Source organism: Flavobacterium zepuense (assembly GCF_007097145.1).
Classification (GTDB): Bacteria; Bacteroidota; Bacteroidia; order Flavobacteriales; family Flavobacteriaceae; genus Flavobacterium; species Flavobacterium zepuense.
In genome coordinates this window covers 516144-537208 of record NZ_VJVZ01000002.1, presented here as the reverse complement: position 1 = coordinate 537208, position 21065 = coordinate 516144, and the positions used below count along the sequence as shown (strand labels likewise).

Annotated in this window: 19 protein-coding genes and 1 tRNA gene; 7 read left to right on the top strand and 13 right to left on the bottom strand. The window is 42.2% G+C overall.

All coding sequences use genetic code 11. From position 1 onward, the window contains the following. Positions 1–79 precede the first annotated feature (79 nt). The 4 genes from bioB to FMM05_RS05200 all read right to left on the bottom strand — a co-directional run bounded on the left by bioB (position 80) and on the right by FMM05_RS05200 (position 4175). Positions 80–1162 (bottom strand): biotin synthase BioB, encoded by a 1083-nt coding sequence (gene bioB / locus FMM05_RS05215; protein ID WP_143372275.1) that lies wholly within the window; start codon positions 1160–1162, stop codon positions 80–82. 77 nt (positions 1163–1239) lie between these two features. Further along, a complete protein-coding gene (locus FMM05_RS05210; RefSeq protein WP_143372274.1) occupies positions 1240–1713 on the bottom strand; it encodes a hypothetical protein in 474 nt (157 codons plus the stop codon). A gap of 204 nt (positions 1714–1917) precedes the next feature. After that, positions 1918–3243 carry an HTTM domain-containing protein gene (locus FMM05_RS05205; RefSeq protein ID WP_143372273.1) on the bottom strand — a complete coding sequence of 442 codons (1326 nt, stop codon included), beginning with the start codon at positions 3241–3243 and terminating at the stop codon, positions 1918–1920. Then, complete coding sequence (locus FMM05_RS05200) at positions 3240–4175, bottom strand: bifunctional riboflavin kinase/FAD synthetase (protein ID WP_143372272.1); 936 nt, start codon at positions 4173–4175, stop codon at positions 3240–3242. The genes FMM05_RS05205 and FMM05_RS05200 overlap by 4 nt, the downstream gene beginning before the upstream one ends. A 384-nt stretch (positions 4176–4559) precedes the next feature. Here FMM05_RS05200 and FMM05_RS05195 point away from each other — a divergent pair, with 384 nt between their 5' ends. Further along, a complete protein-coding gene (locus FMM05_RS05195; RefSeq protein WP_143372271.1) occupies positions 4560–7238 on the top strand; it encodes a zinc-dependent metalloprotease in 2679 nt (892 codons plus the stop codon). Between the two features lie 66 nt (positions 7239–7304). Here FMM05_RS05195 and FMM05_RS05190 read toward each other — a convergent pair whose 3' ends face one another. Together FMM05_RS05190 and FMM05_RS05185 are read right to left on the bottom strand one after the other, a co-directional pair. Beyond that, positions 7305–7685, bottom strand: a complete 381-nt coding sequence (locus tag FMM05_RS05190; protein ID WP_143372270.1) for a cupin domain-containing protein — start codon at positions 7683–7685, stop codon at positions 7305–7307. A 61-nt stretch (positions 7686–7746) separates the two neighbouring features. Continuing rightward, complete coding sequence (locus tag FMM05_RS05185; protein ID WP_143372269.1) at positions 7747–8241, bottom strand: hypothetical protein; 495 nt, start codon at positions 8239–8241, stop codon at positions 7747–7749. 149 nt (positions 8242–8390) lie between these two features. Here FMM05_RS05185 and FMM05_RS05180 point away from each other — a divergent pair, with 149 nt between their 5' ends. Beyond that, on the top strand, positions 8391–11651 hold the full coding sequence (locus tag FMM05_RS05180; RefSeq protein WP_143372268.1) for a reprolysin-like metallopeptidase: 3261 nt from the start codon (positions 8391–8393) through the stop codon (positions 11649–11651). A 53-nt stretch (positions 11652–11704) separates the two neighbouring features. Here the strand turns inward: FMM05_RS05180 and pth are convergent, their stop codons facing one another. After that, positions 11705–12325, bottom strand: a complete 621-nt coding sequence (pth, locus tag FMM05_RS05175) for an aminoacyl-tRNA hydrolase (RefSeq protein ID WP_143372267.1) — start codon at positions 12323–12325, stop codon at positions 11705–11707. An 81-nt stretch (positions 12326–12406) separates the two neighbouring features. Here pth and FMM05_RS05170 point away from each other — a divergent pair, with 81 nt between their 5' ends. Next, positions 12407–12937: a hypothetical protein gene (locus tag FMM05_RS05170; RefSeq protein ID WP_143372266.1), complete on the top strand. Its 531-nt coding sequence runs from the start codon at positions 12407–12409 to the stop codon at positions 12935–12937. A 99-nt stretch (positions 12938–13036) separates the two neighbouring features. Here the strand turns inward: FMM05_RS05170 and FMM05_RS05165 are convergent, their stop codons facing one another. The 3 genes from FMM05_RS05165 to FMM05_RS05155 all read right to left on the bottom strand — a co-directional run bounded on the left by FMM05_RS05165 (position 13037) and on the right by FMM05_RS05155 (position 15173). Continuing rightward, positions 13037–13405 carry a hypothetical protein gene (locus tag FMM05_RS05165; RefSeq protein ID WP_143372265.1) on the bottom strand — a complete coding sequence of 123 codons (369 nt, stop codon included), beginning with the start codon at positions 13403–13405 and terminating at the stop codon, positions 13037–13039. A 182-nt stretch (positions 13406–13587) separates the two neighbouring features. Next, positions 13588–14196 carry a 50S ribosomal protein L25/general stress protein Ctc gene (locus tag FMM05_RS05160; RefSeq protein ID WP_026990091.1) on the bottom strand — a complete coding sequence of 203 codons (609 nt, stop codon included), beginning with the start codon at positions 14194–14196 and terminating at the stop codon, positions 13588–13590. Positions 14197–14231: 35 nt separating this feature from the next. Beyond that, positions 14232–15173, bottom strand: coding sequence for a ribose-phosphate pyrophosphokinase (locus tag FMM05_RS05155; RefSeq protein ID WP_143372264.1), 942 nt, complete (start codon positions 15171–15173; stop codon positions 14232–14234). 154 nt (positions 15174–15327) lie between these two features. Between FMM05_RS05155 and FMM05_RS05150 the strand changes: the two genes are divergently transcribed. From FMM05_RS05150 to FMM05_RS05135, 4 genes are all read left to right on the top strand, one after another. Further along, positions 15328–15407: transfer RNA gene (locus FMM05_RS05150), tRNA-Leu, on the top strand. A gap of 136 nt (positions 15408–15543) precedes the next feature. After that, positions 15544–15918 carry a hypothetical protein gene (locus tag FMM05_RS05145; protein WP_143372263.1) on the top strand — a complete coding sequence of 125 codons (375 nt, stop codon included), beginning with the start codon at positions 15544–15546 and terminating at the stop codon, positions 15916–15918. A gap of 224 nt (positions 15919–16142) precedes the next feature. Further along, positions 16143–16481 (top strand): hypothetical protein, encoded by a 339-nt coding sequence (locus tag FMM05_RS05140; protein ID WP_143372262.1) that lies wholly within the window; start codon positions 16143–16145, stop codon positions 16479–16481. A gap of 179 nt (positions 16482–16660) precedes the next feature. Beyond that, positions 16661–17125 (top strand): response regulator, encoded by a 465-nt coding sequence (locus FMM05_RS05135; protein ID WP_185965504.1) that lies wholly within the window; start codon positions 16661–16663, stop codon positions 17123–17125. Positions 17126–17151: 26 nt separating this feature from the next. Here the strand turns inward: FMM05_RS05135 and FMM05_RS05130 are convergent, their stop codons facing one another. From FMM05_RS05130 to FMM05_RS05120, 3 genes are read right to left on the bottom strand one after another with little or no spacing between them, the layout of a single operon-like run. Further along, positions 17152–18693 (bottom strand): acyl-CoA carboxylase subunit beta, encoded by a 1542-nt coding sequence (locus FMM05_RS05130; RefSeq protein WP_143372260.1) that lies wholly within the window; start codon positions 18691–18693, stop codon positions 17152–17154. A 3-nt stretch (positions 18694–18696) separates the two neighbouring features. Beyond that, complete coding sequence (accC, locus tag FMM05_RS05125) at positions 18697–20139, bottom strand: acetyl-CoA carboxylase biotin carboxylase subunit (RefSeq protein ID WP_143372259.1); 1443 nt, start codon at positions 20137–20139, stop codon at positions 18697–18699. Between the two features lie 4 nt (positions 20140–20143). Next, the gene (locus FMM05_RS05120) at positions 20144–20629 is read right to left on the bottom strand and encodes an acetyl-CoA carboxylase biotin carboxyl carrier protein subunit (RefSeq protein WP_143372258.1); all 486 of its coding nucleotides are present in this window, start codon (positions 20627–20629) and stop codon (positions 20144–20146) included. Between the last annotated feature and the right edge of the window lie 436 nt (positions 20630–21065).

Sequence of the window (21065 nt, the reverse complement as noted above, 5' to 3'; positions counted from 1 at the left end):
TGTTTATTTGGATGACATGGCAATAAAAAAGGCTGCCTAATAAATAGACAGCCTTACTTGAAATTGCAGTACGCAATTATTATTTTTTACCTGATGCTTCAAGGTTACGTTCAATTTTATGTCCCGGGCGCGTCCACCTTGGTTTTTCGCCAAGCGGTGCAAATTCCGAATCTTCTGCCTCAACAGTTTTTGGCTGCGATACTTTTGTAAATGGCTTTTGAGCTACAAGGCCCAGCATTTCAAACATTTTCATGTCTTCGTTTACATCCGGGTTAGGGGTAGTAAGCAGTTTATCACCTGCAAAGATGGAGTTAGCCCCTGCAAAAAAGCACATGGCCTGGCCTTCACGGCTCATTTGTGTGCGCCCGGCCGATAAACGTACCTGTGTTTCGGGCATAACAATGCGGGTTGTGGCAACCATACGTATCATTTCCCAAATTTCAACAGGTTTTTCGTTTTCCATAGGGGTACCTTCTACCGCTACCAATGCATTAATAGGCACTGATTCCGGCTGCGGACTTAATGAAGCCAATGCTACCAGCATGCCGGCGCGGTCTTCTACACTTTCGCCCATACCTATAATACCTCCGCTGCAAACGGTAACGTTAGTTTTCCTTACGTTTTCTATGGTTTGCAAACGGTCTTCAAAACCACGGGTTGATATTACCTCTTTGTAATATTCTTCCGACGTATCAAGGTTGTGGTTGTATGCGTAAAGTCCGGCTTCTGCAAGCCTTTTAGCCTGGTTTTCGGTTATCATACCAAGGGTACAGCAAACCTCCATGTCCAGTTTATTAATGGTACGCACCATTTCTAAAACCTGGTCAAACTCCGGCCCGTCTTTAACGTTACGCCATGCAGCGCCCATACAAACGCGCGATGATCCGCTGGCTTTGGCCCTAAGTGCCTGAGCTTTAACCTGTGCAACCCCCATAAGGTCGTTGCCCTCTACTTTAGTGTGGTAACGTGCTGCCTGCGGGCAATAGCCGCAATCTTCGGGGCAGCCCCCGGTTTTTATAGAAAGCAGGGTAGAAACCTGCACTACATTTGGGTCGTGATGTTCTCTATGAATGGTGGCTGCCTCAAAAAGCAGATCCATTAACGGCTTGTTATACAGTGCTATAATTTCTTCCCTGGTCCAGTCGTGCCTTTTTATGCTCATAACGGATTTTGTGTGTGTATTATCGGCTTCAAAAATAACCAATTTCCCGTTAATGTAGGCCCTAACTTACCCAAAGTTTAGTGGGGGTTGTGCGCCCTGTCATCTACAGTGTCAATTTTTTCTACTTTATCTTTCCAATATTGCATCAGTGCGAATGATACAATTACTGATGATGCAAGGCCTTCTATAAATAAACCTACACCAAACTGGTACGGCGATGGATTACTGCCGCCAAAAATGTAAGTGTCGGCAAATTCCTGCAGGTAAGCTTCTCCACCCTGGGCTTCGGCATACAGCATAAAGGCAAATACACCAAGAACTAAGCTTAGTACACCTGTAAGTATTGCCGATGCGATATTGGTAAAATACCCGTTGATGTTATCTTTAAAATTGCCTTGTAGCGTGCGGTTAATACCATAAATTACAAATACAAAATTTACAAGCCTTAAATACACATTTCTATGTAAGCCAAATACCTGCATTAACAGGAAAAAAGCGCCCATAGCTACAAATATTAGTATACCGTTGATGATGATTCTCGAAGCTTTCATAATTCTTTTACTTTTTGTGTTCTTATTCAGTTAATATTTTGTTTTACAGACTATTGAAAACATAGTTATTATTGGCTAAAGTGTGTGTAGAGAGGCCTGATAAATAACCATACCCGAATTTACCAATAAAATCGGCTAACTAAATGTGAATTAATAAAATTTTAATAAAAGAAGTATTATAAATTTAAGAAATTGTTAAAGTGTTTATTTAATAGGAATATTATTATCATCATATAATAAAATCCAGTCGCAGTGGGCAAAGTAGTCCCATGGTACAGCAGCAAGATCTACGTTAGGATCTATAAATATTTTATTAGGATCTGCATTAACGCCCACAGTGCTGTTAGCGTGTACTTCTACCTCTTTTCCCTGTTTTGCAAAATCCTGTTTTATGCGCTGTGCCATTTGCCAAATCATATCGGGGCGGGTGTTCATGGCGCTGCGTTGCTTAGGCGTAAGGTTTTCGCTAAGGCTATAATTAAGTTCCTGTTTTGTTTGCTTGTCTATTACTACAAAATGCGTCCTGCCGTTGCGGTTGCGCAACATCATGCGCCAGCTAAGGCGGTGGCCTTCTTCCGTCCACAGTACATCACCTTCAATAAAATAATGGCGCAGGGGCAGCAATACCTGTATAATAAGGTAGGGTACAAAAAAATAAAGCAGGATCTTTTTACCTTTATACGATGTGCCTTCGCTTAAAAAAGCTGGCTTCTTTTTAAGGAATACCCTCTTTATTGTATCGGGCGGGTAAAAGAATACCGCAAAACTTAAAGCAAAAAACGGGAAGATGCCTATTTGCAGCGTTATCGAATTAAATATGTGAAAGATTATAGAAGCGATAAATGCTATTGTCCTTGTTCTTTTATAAAGCATTAGCGGTACTATGAGTCCGTCGAAAGCAATACCCGCATAAGCAATAAACAGGTAAAACCACTTTTGGGTCATTATATCATGCAGCCATGGTATACTTACCGATGAGTCTAATAAATTTCGGGTAAAAGTGCCGTCTAACCAGGCAGGGTAAAATTTTGCCAGCGTAGCAAAAAAGTATACTATGGTAACCTGTGCTATCATAACCCAGGAGCACCACGCGGGCATGCTAAGGGTTTTAATTTCGGGGTTTTGCTTAGCATCTATAGATGCGTAGCGGTGTGCCGGTAAAAAACACATTATAAGGCATACCAACACTAATAAGTAGTAATGGTTGTTGTATGATGTTTTTTGCATAAAATATACACCACTCCATAATAAAGTAAAAAGCGCTATACTGTACCGGTATTTATAGCCAGCCATAACCATTAGTCCTAAAATACCCATAACCGCAAAATAAAAATACATGCCGTAGCCGGGCAATGGCTGTAGCCAGTCCATTCCTATAAACGAAAAGGTAAACTTAGGAGTGATAAAGTTATTTTTTACCCAGCCTGTTAAGATGGCGCCAAAGGTTTCGCAGGCTAATAAAAAGCCAAAGAAAATCCTGAATACCACCAACGGTGCATTATCTATTTGCTTAAACAGGCGTTCCCTCATACCTCCTTGTTCTTAAAAAAATCTATAGTTTGCAGCCTGTCGTTTTGCAATTGCGCTTTAAGAGCGTCTATACCGTCAAATTTTTGTTCGGCACGCAGCCTGTAGTGAAGGTTTATTTTAAGTTCCTGTCCGTAAATATCGGCATCAAAATCAAGAAAATGTACTTCAATGGTTTGGTAGGTGCCATCAACCGTAGGGCGGGTGCCTATGTTCATCATGCCCAAAACGGTTTTGCCATTTATTACAGATGACACAGCATACACACCCTGTGCGGGTATTTGCTTGTAGTCTTCGGCGATGGCAATATTAGCAGTAGGGAAACCTATGGTCCTGCCCAATTGTTTGCCGGTAGTAACTTTACCGGTTAAAAAATACGGATAGCCCAAAAAGCGGTTAGCCGTATAAATATTACCTTCTACCAGTGCATTCCTTATTTTGGTAGAACTTACCGATACCTCATTAACCTCAAGTGCGGTAATTTGTTCTACTTCAAAATTATATTCCTGCCCAAAGCGTATCAGGTCATTAATATCGGCAGTGCGGTTGCGGCCAAAACGGTGGTCGTGCCCTATAATTATTTTACAGATGTTAAGGCTGTCTACCAATATATCTTTTACAAATTCTTCGGCCGTAAGGCGCGAAAACTCCATGCTGAACGGGTGGATAATAAGGTTGTCTATACCGCACTGCTCCAGCAGCCAGGCTTTTTCTGTAATGGTATTGAGTAATTTAAGGTCGCTGCTTTGCTGCAAAACCATGCGCGGGTGCGGAAAAAAAGTGAGCACTACGCTTTCGCAGCCCGTTTGTTTGCTGCTTTTGGTGAGCTTTTCTAAAATGCTCTTATGGCCTTTATGTACGCCATCAAAAGTACCAAGGGTTACAATGGTTTTTTTGGCAGCGCTAAACTCCTGTATCGAATTAAAAATTTTCAAACTGCAATATTATGTTAGGCAAATTTACTTTATCTGTTTGTAATTAAAACATTAAACGATAAAAAAAGCATTTTAAAGGGTATGAATGACGTGATATTATAAAAATATGTTAATAAAATGTAAATGGCAATATATTTTATTAATGAAATCATAATATCAGATATCTTTGCTTCCCTATACAACAATCTAATGGTTGTTTAAGTAGCTGCTAATGCGTTTTTCGCTGTAAGGTAGTAGTTTAGATGGTATATTTTGCGAAAAAATTGACTTCACATCATAATTTTATGATTATTTGTGTAAACTCAACCGTTTTAGTGAAAAATTCTGTGCAATAAATTACACATTTTGGAGTTACTTATGCAATTGATTAACTAAACTAAATAAATGAAAAAAGAATTACTCGTGGGAATGTTATCCATTTTTAGCCTTACGGCGGGATACTCACAAACTAAGGAATTCTGGACGGCAGTTGCCCCACAAAAGGCAAACACGCTGGGCCAGGTTAAAAAAGCTTTTGAGCTTAACGACGGTACACTTAAATTTGTATCGCTGGATGCTACAAAACTAAGGTCGGCCCTTGCATCGGCTCCAACAAAAGAGTCGGGTGCTACAGGCGTTATCATCACTATACCTACATTAAATGGTACTACAGAGCATTTTAGGGTAGTAGAAGCTTCTAACTTTGCACCGGGCCTACAGGCTGCGCACCAGGATATACGCTCTTATGCAGGTAACGGTGTAGAAGACCCAACAGCTTACTTAAGATTTAGTATTTCGCCAAAAGGCATACAAACTATGGTATTGCGTGCAGACGGTAATACCGAATTTATAGAGCCATACACTACTAACAGTGAAGTGTATGCTTTATTTACATCGGGAGCAAAACGTGCCCAGAAAGGCCAGTTGCCTTTTACCTGCTGGACTCCGGAAGACCAGGCTGTACACAATGCTGCACAGCATGCATCTGCGGCAAAAGGCTTATCGGACGCGCTTACATTTAAAACATTCCGCCTTGCATTATCTTGTACTGCAGAGTATACTATTTACCATGGTGGTGCTAAGGAAGATGCCCTTGCTGCAATGAACGCTACCATGACACGTGTTAATGGTGTGTATGAAAATGACCTTGCTGTGCACCTTAACCTGATAGAAGACGAACTGGATATTATCTACACCAGCACATCTACAGATCCTTACTCGCCTGCAAGCGGTATTAATAACTGGAATGGCCAGCTGCAAACTACACTTACAAACGTAATTGGTGAAGCTAACTACGATATTGGCCACCTTTTTGGCGCCAGTGGTGGTGGTGGTAACGCCGGCTGTATTGGTTGCGTATGTGTAAATGGACAAAAAGGTAGCGGTATTACATCGCCAATTGATGGAATACCGGAAGGTGACAACTATGATATTGACTATGTTGCCCACGAACTTGGCCACCAGCTTGGAGGCACCCATACCTACTCTGTTAATGATGAAGGTTCCGGTACTAATGTAGAGCCCGGTAGCGGAAGCACCATTATGGGCTATGCAGGTATAACAGGATCTCCAGACGTGCAAAGGCACTCTGATGATTATTTTGCTTACATCACAATAGCTCAGATACAGGCTAACCTTGAAGATAAAGCATGTGCTGTAAATACAACACTTACAAATCCTGCGTTTACAATTAATGCCGGCCCTAACTACTCTATACCAAAAGGAACTGCATTTGTTTTAAGGGGTGTAGGATCTGACGCTAATGGTGATAACGTAACTTATAACTGGGAGCAAAATGATGATGCTAACGGAGCGTTTGCCCAAACGGGTGGTTTTCCAAGCGCAACGTCTACTGTAGGTGCAAGTTTCCGTTCAGTGCCGCCAAGCGCTTCAGATGTAAGGTATATGCCTGCATTTAGCCGCGTTTTAAACAACCAGTTAACCTCTACATGGGAAACTGTATCTAACGTAGCAAGAACACTACATTTTACACTAACAGGCAGGGATAACGTTGCCGGAGGCGGACAAACTGCTACCGATGAGGTGACTATTAACGTAAGAAATTTTGGCCCTTTTGCCGTAACTTCTCAAAATGCTGATGACCTTGCGTGGCCATTAAACAGCCAGCAAACTATTACATGGGATGTTGCCGGTACTACAGCCAATAACATTAACACTGCTAATGTAAACATTTTATTATCTACAGATGGTGGTGCAACATTCGCAACGGTTTTAGCAGCAAACACATCAAATGATGGTAGTGAAGTAATTACTGTTCCTGCAGGTGTAAGCGGTACTAACTGCCGTATTATGATAGAGGCAGTAGGAAACATATTCTACGCTTTAAACCAAAAACAATTTGGAATAGGCTTTACCACTAATACAACTTGTGAAGTTTATACTAATGATGCTAACATGAGCATACCTGATGGTGCTGTTAATTACACAAGCCAAACGTTAACGGTTCCTTCTACAGGTACTGTTACATCGGTTAATGTTACTGCACAGGTTACACACTCTTATGTAGGTGATCTTGTTGTGGCGGTTACTAACCCGGCAGGTACTCAAATTAACCTGTTTAACCAAAGTTGCGATAGCAGCAACAATCTAAATGTTACTTTTAGCGATGGTGCCCCTGCGTTAACATGTAGTACTTCAATATCTGGTACTTATGCTCCACAAGATCCTTTATCTGTGTTTGCAGGTGCTGATGCTGAGGGAACATGGTCTTTAGATTTTATTGATGTTTTCCAGGGCGATGCCGGTACTTTAACATCATGGTCTTTAGAGGTTTGTACGCAAAATGCTATACCATTAGGTACAGAGAACTTTGGCTTAAGTAATTTTAGTGTTTATCCTAACCCTAACAAAGGTTCATTTACTGTAGCATTCAACTCTGAAAGCGACAGCAAAATTGGTATTATGGTACATGACATCAGCGGCAGGCAGGTATTTAACAATACTTACGAAAACACAGGCCTGTTCTCTGGCAACATAAACCTTAACAGTGTACAATCGGGTATCTATATGGTAACTGTACAGGATGGTGCACGCAAAGAAGTTAGAAAAGTTGTAGTTAACTAATTAGTTACTCACTTTATAATACAGGAAAGGGCGCTTATGGCGCCCTTTTTTATGCTCTATGTTTTGCTATTTAGTTTCGGTAAAGTGGGCGCTGCCCTCATGATCAAATGGCAGGTACAGGCGTTTCCAAACATCGCCTTCTATAAGCCTCCAGGTATGCCCATGCCCGTGGGTATCTTCTGCAATTAAAATTACCCCGGGTTCTATAATAAAAGTGTCGCCACTGGTAACCATAAATTCTAGCCTGCCCTGCAATGTAACCACATACTGCTTTCTTGGAGCAGGATGGCTGGTTTTTTGGTAATCATCTATATGCGTTTGGGCAAAGAACCCTTTGTTCGCTATGGTGGTACGGTTAGGCAAAGTGCCTGTTTTAAAGGTACAGCTGCCATCGGGCAGGTTATACAGCCAGATGGCTTTTATTTTGGTTTCGGGTGGTGTTTTCATCAGTAATAATTCGGCCCAGGGCTTTGCTACCCTGGCGGATGCCAAATATACTGCACTAATGTTATTTAAAAGAAACCCAAATATCTTTTGTTAGCTGTCCGTCAAAAATATTTTCGGGGAGCTTTATGTGTAATTTATTGTTATTGTATTCAACTTTGGCGGCAATAACTACATAGGTACCTGCTTTGCCACGGCAAAAACATTGTACGGTAACATAAACCTCCTCAGGATGGTTGCCATTAGTGAGGTTAGTAAAGGCGGCATCGGTTTCTATGGCAACAACCTCATTATAAAAATCATCGGGCAGGGCAGGGTTGCGGGTTTTGTTGTAGGCATATTTTATAACCACTTTTCCGGGTGCATCAATGATAGTGTAATAGGTGCGGCCTGTGTTATCTTTTACTACGTTCAGCCCCTTGTCTTTTAATACCTCAAAATTACAGGTCCCGGCGGTGGGACAGTCGCTCTCTATAACAGGAGTTGTCGTAGCAAAGTTCTTTTGGGTTTTACAGGCAGTTAGCGTAAGCAAGATTATTACTATTATAAAGCGTTTCATTGGTTTTAAATTTCGGTATTATTAAAGATATGTATAATCGTATAAGGTAATGTAGTGAATTGCAAATATTAGCTGCGATATCATAAATAAATGTATTAATAAATTGTAAATTGCTATATTCGTGAACTTTAAAAACTAACGCACAAACTATGAAATTAAAATTACTCTACCTGTGTTTGGCAGTTTTGTCGTTAACCACAGGTTTTGCACAAACGCCTGTTTGGGGCAGGGCAGACGGCGCAACCATTGCCCCGACCGATAAGCTGGAGAGGGCATCATCGCCCACGGCTTACCATCTTTTTACGCTTAACCTTGCAGCACTAAAGCAGCAGTTGCAGGCAGCGCCCATGCGATTATCCGGTACAACGTCTAATGTGGTTATAGCTTTTCCTGACGGGGACGGGGTACTAAAAAACTTCCGCATTTATGAGGCACCTACCATGCAGCCGGGCTTACAGGCAAAACACCCTGATATGCGCAGCTATATTGGTAAAGGAATTGATAAACCATCCGAAACCATTCGCTTTAGCATTACGCTTTTCGGGTTTCATAACATGATGTTCGCTAACGAAACTTCATATACAGATCCTTACACTAAAGACCATAACTACTACATGGTATACAAGAAAAAAGACCTTGGCGCAGGCCGCTCTTTTTATTGCGGATTTGAAGAGTTGAACCCAAATGCCGCCGCCAAAACTTTTGGCGCTAACCTGCCGCAAACAGTACAATCTACCGATGGTACTTTTAGGGTATACCGTTTGGCAATGAGTAATACTATTGAGTATGCGGCTTTCCATATTAATGCTGCGGGTCTTAATAACGGCACGCTGGCGCAGAAAGTAGCAGCCATACAGGCCGCAATGGTAGTTACCATGAACCGCGTAAACGGTATTTATGAAAGGGATTTTGCCGTAACAATGGAATTTATAGACAATAACGAAGACCTTATTTTTATAGATTCGGACGAGTATGATAACTCTAATACAGATAATGCCCTTTTAGGCCAAAGCCAGACAACTATAGATGCCATTATAGGCTTTGATAATTATGATATAGGCCATACGGTAAGTACCGGTGGTGGCGGGGTTGCCTCATTCCAGTCGGTTTGTTCCGGCAGTAAGGCAGCGGCTATAACCGGTTTAGGGGCACCTGTAGGCGATAGCTATGATATAGACTTTGTGGCGCACGAAATAGGCCACCAGTTTGGCGGTAACCACAGTTTTAATAATGAGTGCGGTGGTAACCGTAATAATGATACAGCCTACGAAACCGGTAGCGGCACCACTATTATGGCTTATGCCGGTGTGTGCGACCCTAACGTGGAGTTTCACTCCGATGCGCAGTTTCATGCCCAGAGCATTATAGAGATGTCGGCTTTTATAGCAGGCAACGGCAACTGTAGTGTTAACACCATTACAGGTAATGTGCCACCGGTAGTAAACGCCGGTAAAGACCATACTATACCTTTTGGCACACCATTTATATTATCAGGCTCTGCTACTGATGAGAACGGAGACGACCTTACCTATTGCTGGGAGGAGATGGATAAAGAAATATCGGTACAGCCACCGGTAAATACTGCTGCACAGGGGCCTAATTTCCGTTCGGTGCCTATTAAAGATGTGCCGGAGCGTTTTTTACCCGATATTGATGATGTTTTAGATAATAACCTGTACCCAACGTGGGAAGTGATAAGCAACGTAGCGCGCGATTTTAAGTTTAACCTTACCGTGCGCGATAATAATGTACTGGGTGGCCAGGCCGTGATAGACGATATGGTAGTGCATGTATCGGGCACAGCGGGTCCGTTTGCAGTGACATCGCCTAACACCAACGTGAGCTGGCAGGCGGGCACCAACCAAACCGTAACGTGGAATGTAGCGGGTACTACAGCAAATGGTGTAAACACACCGTATGTAGATATTTTACTTTCTACCGATGGTGGTTATACCTACCCTACTGTTTTAGGCGCTAAAGTGCCTAACGATGGCAGCGAAACCGTTACGATACCAAACATACAAGGCACTACCAAAAGGATAATGGTAAAAGGTTACGACAATATTTTTTACGACCTTGGCAATGCTAATTTTACCATTACGGCACCGGCAACCACTATGGCTTTTGCTGTAAACGGCGCGCAAAACATTACAGCCTGTAAAGGTAACGATGTGGCTTATACGCTTGCTTACAACGCTTATTCGGGTTTTAATACAGCTACAACATTTGCTGTTACGGGTAACCCTGTAGGGTCTGTAGTAACATTTAACCCGGCGAGTATTTCGGCAACGGGTACGGTAGCGGTTACCGTTAGTAGTACCACAAGTGCTGCTACCGGTTTTTATACCATGACGGTAACAGCAACATCAGGTTCGGTTACTAAAACCTTCCACCTGTATTTAGATCTTTTAGATTCAGGTTTTGGCCCGGTAACGCAGTTATCTCCGGCTAACGGCGCAACGACTGTGCCATTGGCGACAACATTTGACTGGGAAGATACCGCCAATGCAGGCCTCTATGAAATTGAGATCGCTACCGATGCCGCCTTTACCAACATAGTAGAACAGGCTACCGTTACCGAGAGCAGCTATGCCACAAACCTTGGCGAAAGCTTTACCTATTACTGGAGGGTTAGCCCTGCAAACGAAGGCTGTACAGGTGATGCCAGTACAGTATTTTCGTTCACCACCGGCTTTAACCTGTGTGTAGATTATATATCAGATGATGTTCCGGTACTGATATCGCCAACTGATGTGGCTACGGTTACCTCTACCGTTATGGTGGACGATGAAACTCCTGTTGAGAGCATTACCGTGAGCATGGATATTACCCATACCTGGGTGGGCGACTTAACCATAAAACTGATAAGCCCGCAGGGAACCGAAGTGCAACTAATAAGCCAGGAATGCGCACAGGGCGATAATGTTAATGCAACGTTTAACGATGACGGTGCTGTGTTTAGCTGTGGCGATAACCCATCTATTGGCGGCATAATTATTCCGGATGTACCGCTTTCTACTTTTGATGGCGAAAATCCTGCAGGCGAGTGGACACTGAGTGTGTTTGATGAATTTGGCGAAGATGGTGGTGCGCTTAACAGCTGGAGTATAAATATTTGTGCTACGCACGAGTTTGTTGCCAGTGTAACTGACACTAAATTCACAGATTTCTCGGTGTATCCTAACCCAACTAATGGCAACTTTACCGTGCGCTTTAATCCGGCTACAGCCGATGAGGTAAGTATAATGGTATACGACATTAGGGGCAGGCAAGTGCTTAACCGGGCTTTTACAGCACCAGGCAGTGTGTTTGAGCAAACGCTATCTTTAAGCGGGGCGCAATCAGGCATCTATCTTGTACACGTAAAACAGGGAGCAACATCTGTAACAAAGAAAATTGTGGTCAACTAAAAAAACCACAATTGTTATAAAACTAAGCGTCCCGCAATTTTGCGGGACGTTTTTTATTTACCGTTAAAGGCGCTCATGGTGTCGGCAAGGCCGGCCAATGCGAACGATTTTATCGCTTCGACTGATTTATCCAGCCTTTCGGGCAGGGCCAGTTTTTCTTTATCATCCCATTCTCCAAGCACATAATCTACCTGTTTGCCTTTTTTAAACTCATCGCTTATACCAAACCTAAAACGCGGGTAATCGCTGGAGTTTAGCAATTGCTGAATACTTTTTAGCCCATTATGGCCTCCATCGCTGCCTTTTGCCTTAATACGTATAGTTCCGAAGGGTATATTAAGGTCATCGGTTACAACCAAAACATTTTCGGCAGGTATGTTTTCTTTTTCCATCCAATACTTAACAGCTTTGCCGCTAAGGTTCATATAGGTGTTGGGTTTAAGGAGTATAAGGGTACGCCCTTTGATTTTATATTCGGCTACAGCACCAAACTTGGCGGTTTCGTAGCTAAGGCCTTCCTGCTGTACAAGGCGGTCTAATACTTTAAAGCCAATGTTGTGGCGTGTGTTTACATATTCCGCACCAATGTTGCCAAGGCCGGCTATCAAAAATTTCTTCATAGGGTCGGTAGGTTCTTCTTTTTGTTTTGCAAAAAGGTTGGTAAGCCATTTCATGGGGCAAAAATAAGATTATTTGTTGATTTGGTTATTTGTTGAGTTAACCGATTTTGTACTTTTACTATAAACCGGAGTATTATGCTTACTATGCGTTACATTGCTTTTGGGCTATTTGCCATTATTTCCTGTTCAGATCATAAAGTTTCGCAGGATATCCTTCAGTTTGTAATAGGAAAGGAGATGAATCCCGCTTCTCCCCGTAGGGGTATTAAACTTACGCCCGACAGTTTGTATTACTGTGAGGAGGTGCTTCCTTACATAGGGGAGTATAAATATTATGCAAGAAAATTTGAGAAAGACAGTTTTAATGTTTTTAAAGCTAAAGCTGAAGATTTATTTGGAAACATAGGCTTTACGGAGATTGATATTGCTCATGCAACCGTGTATGCTATAACAATGCGAAATGATAAAAAGCTTAAATTTAGGAAAGAATTTATTTATGAATACCTTGATAAAGACAGGCTTGATTTTACATTGAAACTTGAAAAATTGTTTTACGGAAAATTTAGTACATCTGCAAATTCGGCAATAATCGACGGGCTTTTGATAGACATACCGCCTGAACCGCCACTTCCACCAAATCTTTCTTCTTCGGGTTGTATTAGGTAGAAAGCTGTTTAAAATTTGATGCTGAATGAACAAAATTGAGGTATTGCACTATAGTAAAGATTTCAGGTTGAACAGGTATTTGGTGTTAGCTGTTTAACGTTATAAAAAAGAACCATTAAATTTTGTCCCGGCATTAAAGCTATCCGTTAGCCTCTTAATCTCATCTTTAGAGAATAGTGTAGCATATTTATCTAAAAATTCTTTTAGTGCCAGGCTGTCTCCGGTTTTATTATCACCGTCAACTAAATAGAGTTTATCTTCAAATTTTAATACTTTATGTATAATGCGTGTAGACATCGTTCTTGCTGTAAAACAATAAGTATATAAGCCGATGCAATTTTTACCTGAAACTTCGGTTCCTAAGAACAAAACCTTAGATAATTTGTTTTTGTTAGTAAAGTGGCTGTTTACTAAAAATTTTACTTCTTCTTTATTAAAACATGCGGCGGCTGTACCGTCAATTTCCATACCCTTATATTTATTGCCCGCAGAACAACCCAATAATAAACTCATTGTGAAAGCAAAGGCTACACAGTAAAATATTTTGTAATGATATTTCATGCTTAATTTTTAAAGCAAGATAAGCTTTTTATCCATAAAAAAAGCGCCCCGATTGGAGCGCTTTTGATATATCTGTAAAAGAGTCAGAATTATTTTTTCTTTCCTTTTGCAGGAGCTTTTGCAGCTTTTGCAGCCTCCTGAGCAGCTTTCATAGCAGCACGAGAGATACGAACCTGAGCAACAACAGTGTTGTCTGGCTGAAGCAGTTTAAAGTTATCCTGTACAAGTTTAGTTATGTAAAGTTTGTTACCCATTTCAAGTTCAGAAATGTTAGCCTCTACAAAGTCAGGAAGGTTAGCTGGTAAAGCTCTTACTTTAAGTTTACGTTGGTTAACACGTAAAACACCACCACCAAGTACACCCGGAGATGTTCCTGTAATTTTAACCGGTACATCCATAGTGATTTCTTTATCATCATGAAGTTGGTAAAAATCGATGTGAAGAATTTTGTCGCTTACCGGGTGAAACTGGATATCCTGAAGGATAGCGTTGTAAGAAGCTCCCGGAAGTTCAATTACCACTGTGTGCACGTTTGGAGTGTAAACAAGGTTTTTAAATGCAATTTCTTCTGCATTAAAATGCACTGGCTGATCTCCTCCGTATAACACGCAAGGAACCATTCCAGCATTACGTATCGTACGCGTTGCCGCTTTACCTACGCTTTCTCTTTCAGATCCTTTAATCGTAATTGATTTCATTTGAAATAATTAATATAGTTAATAATAAAAAAATTCTATTGTAAGAACTTGCCGCTAATAGAGTTGTTGTTTTGCACCATGTGCATAACCTCTGCAAAAAGGTCGGCGCAGCTTACCACTTTAATTTTAGAAGTTTCCTTCTTAAGCGGAATGCTGTCGGTAACAATAAGCTCTTTTAATTGCGACTGTTCAATTTTTTCGTAAGCACCACCACTTAATATAGGGTGCGTACAAATGGCGCGCACACTAAGTGCACCTTTTTCCATCATAAGGTCGGCTGCTTTTGCAAGGGTACCGCCAGTATCTATCATGTCGTCTACCAGTATAATGTTACGGCCTGTAACATCACCAATAAGCTCCATAGTTTCAATTTTGTTGGCCTCTTTGCGCTGTTTGTAGCAAATTACAACATCGCTGCCTAAAAACTTACTGTATGCATAAGCCCTTTTAGAGCCGCCCATATCCGGCGATGCAATGGTAAGATTATCCAGGTTAAGGCTTTTTATATACGGTACAAAGATGGTTGATGCAAACAGGTGGTCTACCGGTTTCTCAAAAAATCCCTGTATCTGGTCGGCGTGAAGGTCCATGGTCATAATCCTTGTAGCGCCGGCGCTTTCTAACAGCTTGGCAACAAGTTTAGCCCCTATTGGCACACGCGGTTTATCTTTACGGTCCTGCCTTGCCCAGCCAAAGTAAGGTATAACGGCAGTAATATGTCTTGCAGAAGCCCTTTTTGCAGCGTCTATCATTAACAGCAGCTCCATAAGGTTATCGGCATTAGGAAAGGTAGAGCATACCAAAAATACGCGTAAACCCCTTATAGACTCTTCAAACGACGGCTGAAACTCGCCATCGCTGTAAGTAGAGAAGGTAACCTTGCCTAACGTTGTGTTGTAAGCAGCCGCTATTTTTTCGGCCAGGTAGGTGCTTTGAGAACTTGAAAATATTTTAGCTTCCGGTTCTTTATAAGACATTACAAATAGTTGTTTAATAGTTAGTTAGTGCTGAGCTTTATAAACAGGGTGCAAATTTAGAAATTTAATTTAATACACGCGGTAAATTGTTGCCTATTTTTCTGAGTTTTAAATATTATTTTCTAAATTTGCACCCACAATAAGCATACCGCATGCCTGGATGGCGGAATTGGTAGACGCGCACGACTCAAACTCGTGTACTTAGGTGTGTGGGTTCGATTCCCACTCCAGGTACAAAACCTCTCAGCAATGGGAGGTTTTTTTATGCTTCATGTTTTCATTACGACGGATAGCGCGGATTTATAATTATAAGTGTTTGAAATCCGTTATATTTACGTGGACTGAACTCTGTTTTAACAATGCTTGTAATATGAAATTAAAAATAGTTGCTGCATTTTGTTTTTTATCGCTGATAGTGTTTTTAATAGCATCTACTCAAATTAAAATGAGGAAGAAGGGGAGGGAAGATTTCAAAAAATTTAATACAGCATCAATAAAAGAACAACTTGATGTTGCGTACAATGGCAACAGAGAAGGGAGTGCATTTACTATTAAAAACGGCGAAAAATATGTGTTTATGCCTTTTCGTGCTTACCGCCTTAAATTTTTTGACACTTCATATAATCCATCATTTGACGAGGTTGCTAAAAAAGGGGACAGTATAATAAAACGGCCTTGTAGTGATACGCTTTTCTTAAAAAAAGATACAATAACCTACAGCTTTACATTTATAAAAGCTGAATGATTAAGAGTCAATGTTGTATGCAATGTGTTGCCAACAGCCATAACTAATCTGGTAATGTAGTCATATGATATTTTAGCGTCACTATAAAAAACTATAGCGACAAAAATTCCATGATATTGTTTATAGCTGTACCTTTGTTAAACAAACGTTTAATTTTTTTTGGACTTTCTTGTAACAAAAAAGTAAATCATTCGTTTAATAGGTATCATCAATCATTATGAGTTATGCAAAACGATCATCAAATTGTGTATTTCTTAGACCATTCTGACATTGCAATAGTAGAGGTAGAGGCCGCAGGCAGTGGCTTTAAAGAGATGCTTTGGTTTATGTACCACAAAGCCAGCCATACTATAAAGCGCTTTAAATTCAGGCCGCTAAGCGCCACTACAAAAGTAAATGGCAAGGCCGATAAAAAAGGTTTCCTTAAGTTTACCCCTAAACCAGGCAGGTACAGTATTGAGATAGACCACACAATATTCGACTTTGATGAGCAACTCCCCGAACAGATGTCTAATGATGCCCGCACCGATATTTTACGCTACCTTAACGCGGCAGTCATTTAGCAAATCGCCTGATTTTATGTAGGTTAATTTGTGATAAAATTAAACAATACAGCGAAATTTTTCTTAAATAAAAGTTAGCAGCTTCTTAAATAGAATGTGTTTCTGTAATTTTTTTTTAAATTTAATATAGCATTCAGCAATTAGGATACGTATGTATTTAGCAAATGTTGACTGGCTATATGATGATGGAGAAAGATAAATTACACATTGCTATTGCAAACGATGATGCCGAGGACAGGCAATTTTTTAAGGATGCTTTTAACCAGGTAAGGGTGGCTACTGCTGTTACATTGTTTAAAAGCGGACGCTCTCTTACCAACTATTTAAGGCTTACACCTAATTTGCCCCACCTGGTGCTTATTAACTTAAACAAACCATCGGGCGCGGGTATGGAGTGGCTTATAAAGCTAAGGGCCAACAAAAAACTGCGCGATGTGGTGGTGGGTATATACTCATCATCATCTTACATGCTGCATGTAGAAGAGGCTTTTATTGCAGGTGCCAACATTTACATTAAAAAGCCGGATGATTACAGCGCCTTTAAAAAGGTACTTACAGATGTAGTAGGCATTAGCCTGCTGTATTTAACGGACGGACTTAACCGCGAAAGTTTTATGGTAAGTTATTTAGAAGACGGGTTATAAAGCCCGTCTTTTTTATTAACTATTTGTTACAGCGGTATGTTGCCGTGTTTTCGCTTAGGTGCTTCTACCACTTTATTCTCTAACATGCTAAAGGCTTTAAGCAGTTTGCGGCGGGTTTCTTCCGGTAGGATAACCTCGTCTATAAAGCCGCGCTGTGCCGCACGGTAGGGGTTGGCGAACTTCTCGGCATACTCAGCTTCTTTTTCCAGGAGCTTTGCAGCAGGGTCCGGCGCTTCGGATATTTCCTTTTTAAAGATGATCTCACTTGCACCTTTGGCTCCCATAACGGCAATTTCGGCAGATGGCCACGCAAAGTTCATATCGGCACCTATGTGTTTGGAATTCATAACATCATACGCACCACCGTAAGCCTTACGAGTAATCACGGTAATGCGCGGTACGGTGGCCTCGCTAAGGGCATACAGCAGCTTGGCACCGTGAACAATAATACCGTTCCACTCCTGGTTGGTGCCCGGTAAAAAACCCGGTACATCTACCAATACCAACAGCGGAATATTAAAGCAGTCGCAAAAACGCGTAAAGCGTGCTGCTTTGACTGAGCTGTTAACGTCAAGCACACCGGCAAGGTGCTGTGGCTGGTTAGCCACAATGCCTATGCTGCGGCCACCCAGGCGGGCAAAACCCACGATTATGTTCTCGGCAAAATCTTTATGTATCTCGTAAAACGAATCTTCATCTATAATACCCTGTATAACCTTATGCATATCATACGGCTTGTTGGCATTTTCCGGGATGATGCCAATAAGCGACTCACGAATTTCATCTTTAAAGTCAACCTCCAGTTTAGGGGTGGTTTCGCGGTTGTTTTGCGGCAGGTAGCTTAGTAACGACTTAATATCCTCAAGGCATTGCACATCGTTAGCCGATGTTATGTGCGCTACACCGCTCTTGGTAGAGTGGGTACTGGCACCACCCAGCTCTTCGGATGTTACGGTTTCGTTAGTTACCGTTTTTACCACGTTGGGGCCGGTAACAAACATATAGCTGGTGTTTTCTACCATCATGGTAAAATCGGTCATGGCCGGTGAGTATACCGCACCACCCGCGCACGGGCCCATAATGGCGCTTATTTGCGGTATTACCCCACTGGACTGCACATTACGGAAGAAAATATCGGCATACCCGCCAAGCGAGCGTACGCCCTCCTGTATACGGGCACCGCCACTGTCATTTAACCCAATCATAGGTACGCCGGTTTTAATGGCCATATCCATAACCTTGCATATTTTCTCGGCATGTGTTTCGGATAAAGCACCGCCAAAAACCGTGAAATCCTGCGCAAAAATGCACACCGCACGGCCGTTTATTGTGCCGTAGCCGGTAATAACACCATCGCCATAGTAGGTTTCTTTATCCATGCCAAAATCGGTAGTGCGGTGGGTAACCAGCATGCCGGTCTCTTCAAAAGAGCCTTCGTCCAGCAGGTACTCCACACGCTCGCGGGCAGTAAGTTTCTTTTTGCTGTGCTGTGTGGCAATTCGCTTTTCGCCGCCGCCCAGCTTTGCTAATGCAATTTTATCGTTAAGGGCCTGTATCTTATTTTCCATGGCTTACTTTTTTGGTAATCGTAATGTTTTGCGGTCTTCAAGGTAATGCTTCAGGGCAATGTAAGCGGCAATTTCGGCTTCGGTATCGGCCTTGGCCTTTAGGGCAGCGCTGTCGTAATATTTCTTTACAAAGTGCGTATCAAAATTACCCGACCTAAATGCCTCATGCTCCATTACAAATGTGCCAAAGGGCAGGGTAGTGGCAACGCCCTCTATATGGTAATTGGCAATAGCCTCTATCATTAACTGTATGGCGGCCTCGCGGTTTTTACCGTAGGTAATAAGCTTGGCCAGCATGGGGTCGTAATAAATAGGCACATCCATACCCTGCTCAAAACCGTTATCTACACGGATGCCTTCGCCTACCGGGATATTGTAGGTACTTAAATGCCCTACGCTTGGCGCGAAGTCATTTACCGGGTCTTCGGCATATACGCGAAGCTCCATAGCGTGGCCTTTAATGTGCAGGTCTTCCTGCTTTATATCCATAACCTCGCCGCGGGCAATTTTTATCTGGAGTTCTACCAGGTCCAGCCCCGTTATCATTTCCGTTACCGGATGCTCCACCTGCAGGCGGGTATTCATTTCAAGGAAGTAAAAGTTGAGGTTTTCATCCAACAGAAACTCCACCGTACCGGCACCAAGGTAATTGCAGGCCTTAGCCACCTTAACGGCAGCCTCGCCCATAGCCTTGCGTATTTGCGGGGTAAGTACCGAAGAAGGTGCTTCTTCCACCACCTTTTGGTGGCGGCGCTGTATGCTGCACTCCCTTTCAAAAAGGTACAGTACATTGCCGTGGCTATCGGCCATTACCTGTATTTCGATATGCCTTGGTGAGGCAACGTATTTTTCTATAAAAACCGATCCATCGCCAAAGGCTGAGGTAGCCTCGCTTATAGCACGGTCCATTTGCGACTCAAATTCGGCTTCGTTTTCTACAATACGCATGCCCTTACCGCCACCCCCGGCCGAAGCTTTTATCAAAATAGGGAAGCCAATTTCGGCAGAAATTGCTTTGGCTTTAGCCACATCGGTAATGGCTTCATCTACGCCCGGCACCATTGGTATGTTGTAGGCCTTAACAGCATCTTTAGCGCCCAGCTTGCTGCCCATAATGCGGATGGCATCGGGGCGCGGGCCAATAAATGTGAGTCCGCTTTTTTCTACCTCTTCGGCAAAATTGGCGTTCTCGCTTAAAAAGCCGTAACCGGGATGTATGGCATCGGCACCGGTGGTTTTAGCCGCCTCGATAATTTTATATCCCAAAAGGTAGCTTTGAGATGATGGCGCTTCGCCTATATAAACCGCCTCGTCGGCAAATTTTACGTGTGGGGCGTTCCTGTCGGCAGCACTGTAAACCGCCACCGTTTTAATGCCCATTTTTTTTGCGGTCTGCATTACCCTAATGGCAATCTCGCCCCTGTTTGCAACAAGAATTTTTTTCATGTACTTATTCAAATTCAATTAAAAGCTGACCCTTATCTACCGCTGCGCCCTTTGTAACCGCAATAGATTTTATAACCCCGGCGCGTGGCGAGTTAAAGGTATTTTCCATTTTCATGGCTTCCAGTATCAGTAGCGGGTCGTTTTCTTTAACCTCCTGGCCTACGGTTACATTAATTTCTAATATAAGCCCCGGTATTGGTGCCTTAATTTCGTTAACCTGTTTTGTAGCGCCTACCTCAAAGCCCATATTTTTAATAAGCTGGTCCATAGCATCGGCAATATGCACGGTATAAGACGTGTTGTTAACCGAAACCGTATAGGTCTTTGCGAAAAAATCCTGCGCTATAATGGTGGCTTTGTACGGAATATTTTCTGTAAGGATGTGATAGTTATCTGGTGAGGTGGCAATAGCATCAAAGTCGGCAATTTGATCTGCCGATAGCTCAAAACTGTTGCTGTTGTTTACTGTAACATGGTACGTAGTGTTCATAAACCAATATTTTGAGGTGCAAATATAAATAAAGAAAACGTTGTAGTTACCCCTCAGGTTATATTTAAAATTGCAATTTGCTGTTGAAGCAATTTACGGAATTCTTGCTAATGGTTTGTATAAATATTGATTCACCTTAACTCTTACCAACATGTTGGTCCTCTCCCCCGGCCCCTCTCCGAAGGAGAGGGGGAAGCTACACTCGGATGTTGCTTACTCCTACTGTGCCTGTCAACGGCTCCTTTTTTTATAAATACTCTTCCTTGGCTTACAGTCCTCACCCCAACCCCTCTCCGAAGGAGAGGGGCAACTTCACTCAAACGCTATGATCGTCATGAAAAATTGCGAACTGTTTCCGTTCCAAGCTCCCCTGTCCCTCGGAGAGGGGTTGGGGGAGAAGACTATTAAGGTAGCTTGAGACGGAAAAGGCAACTCT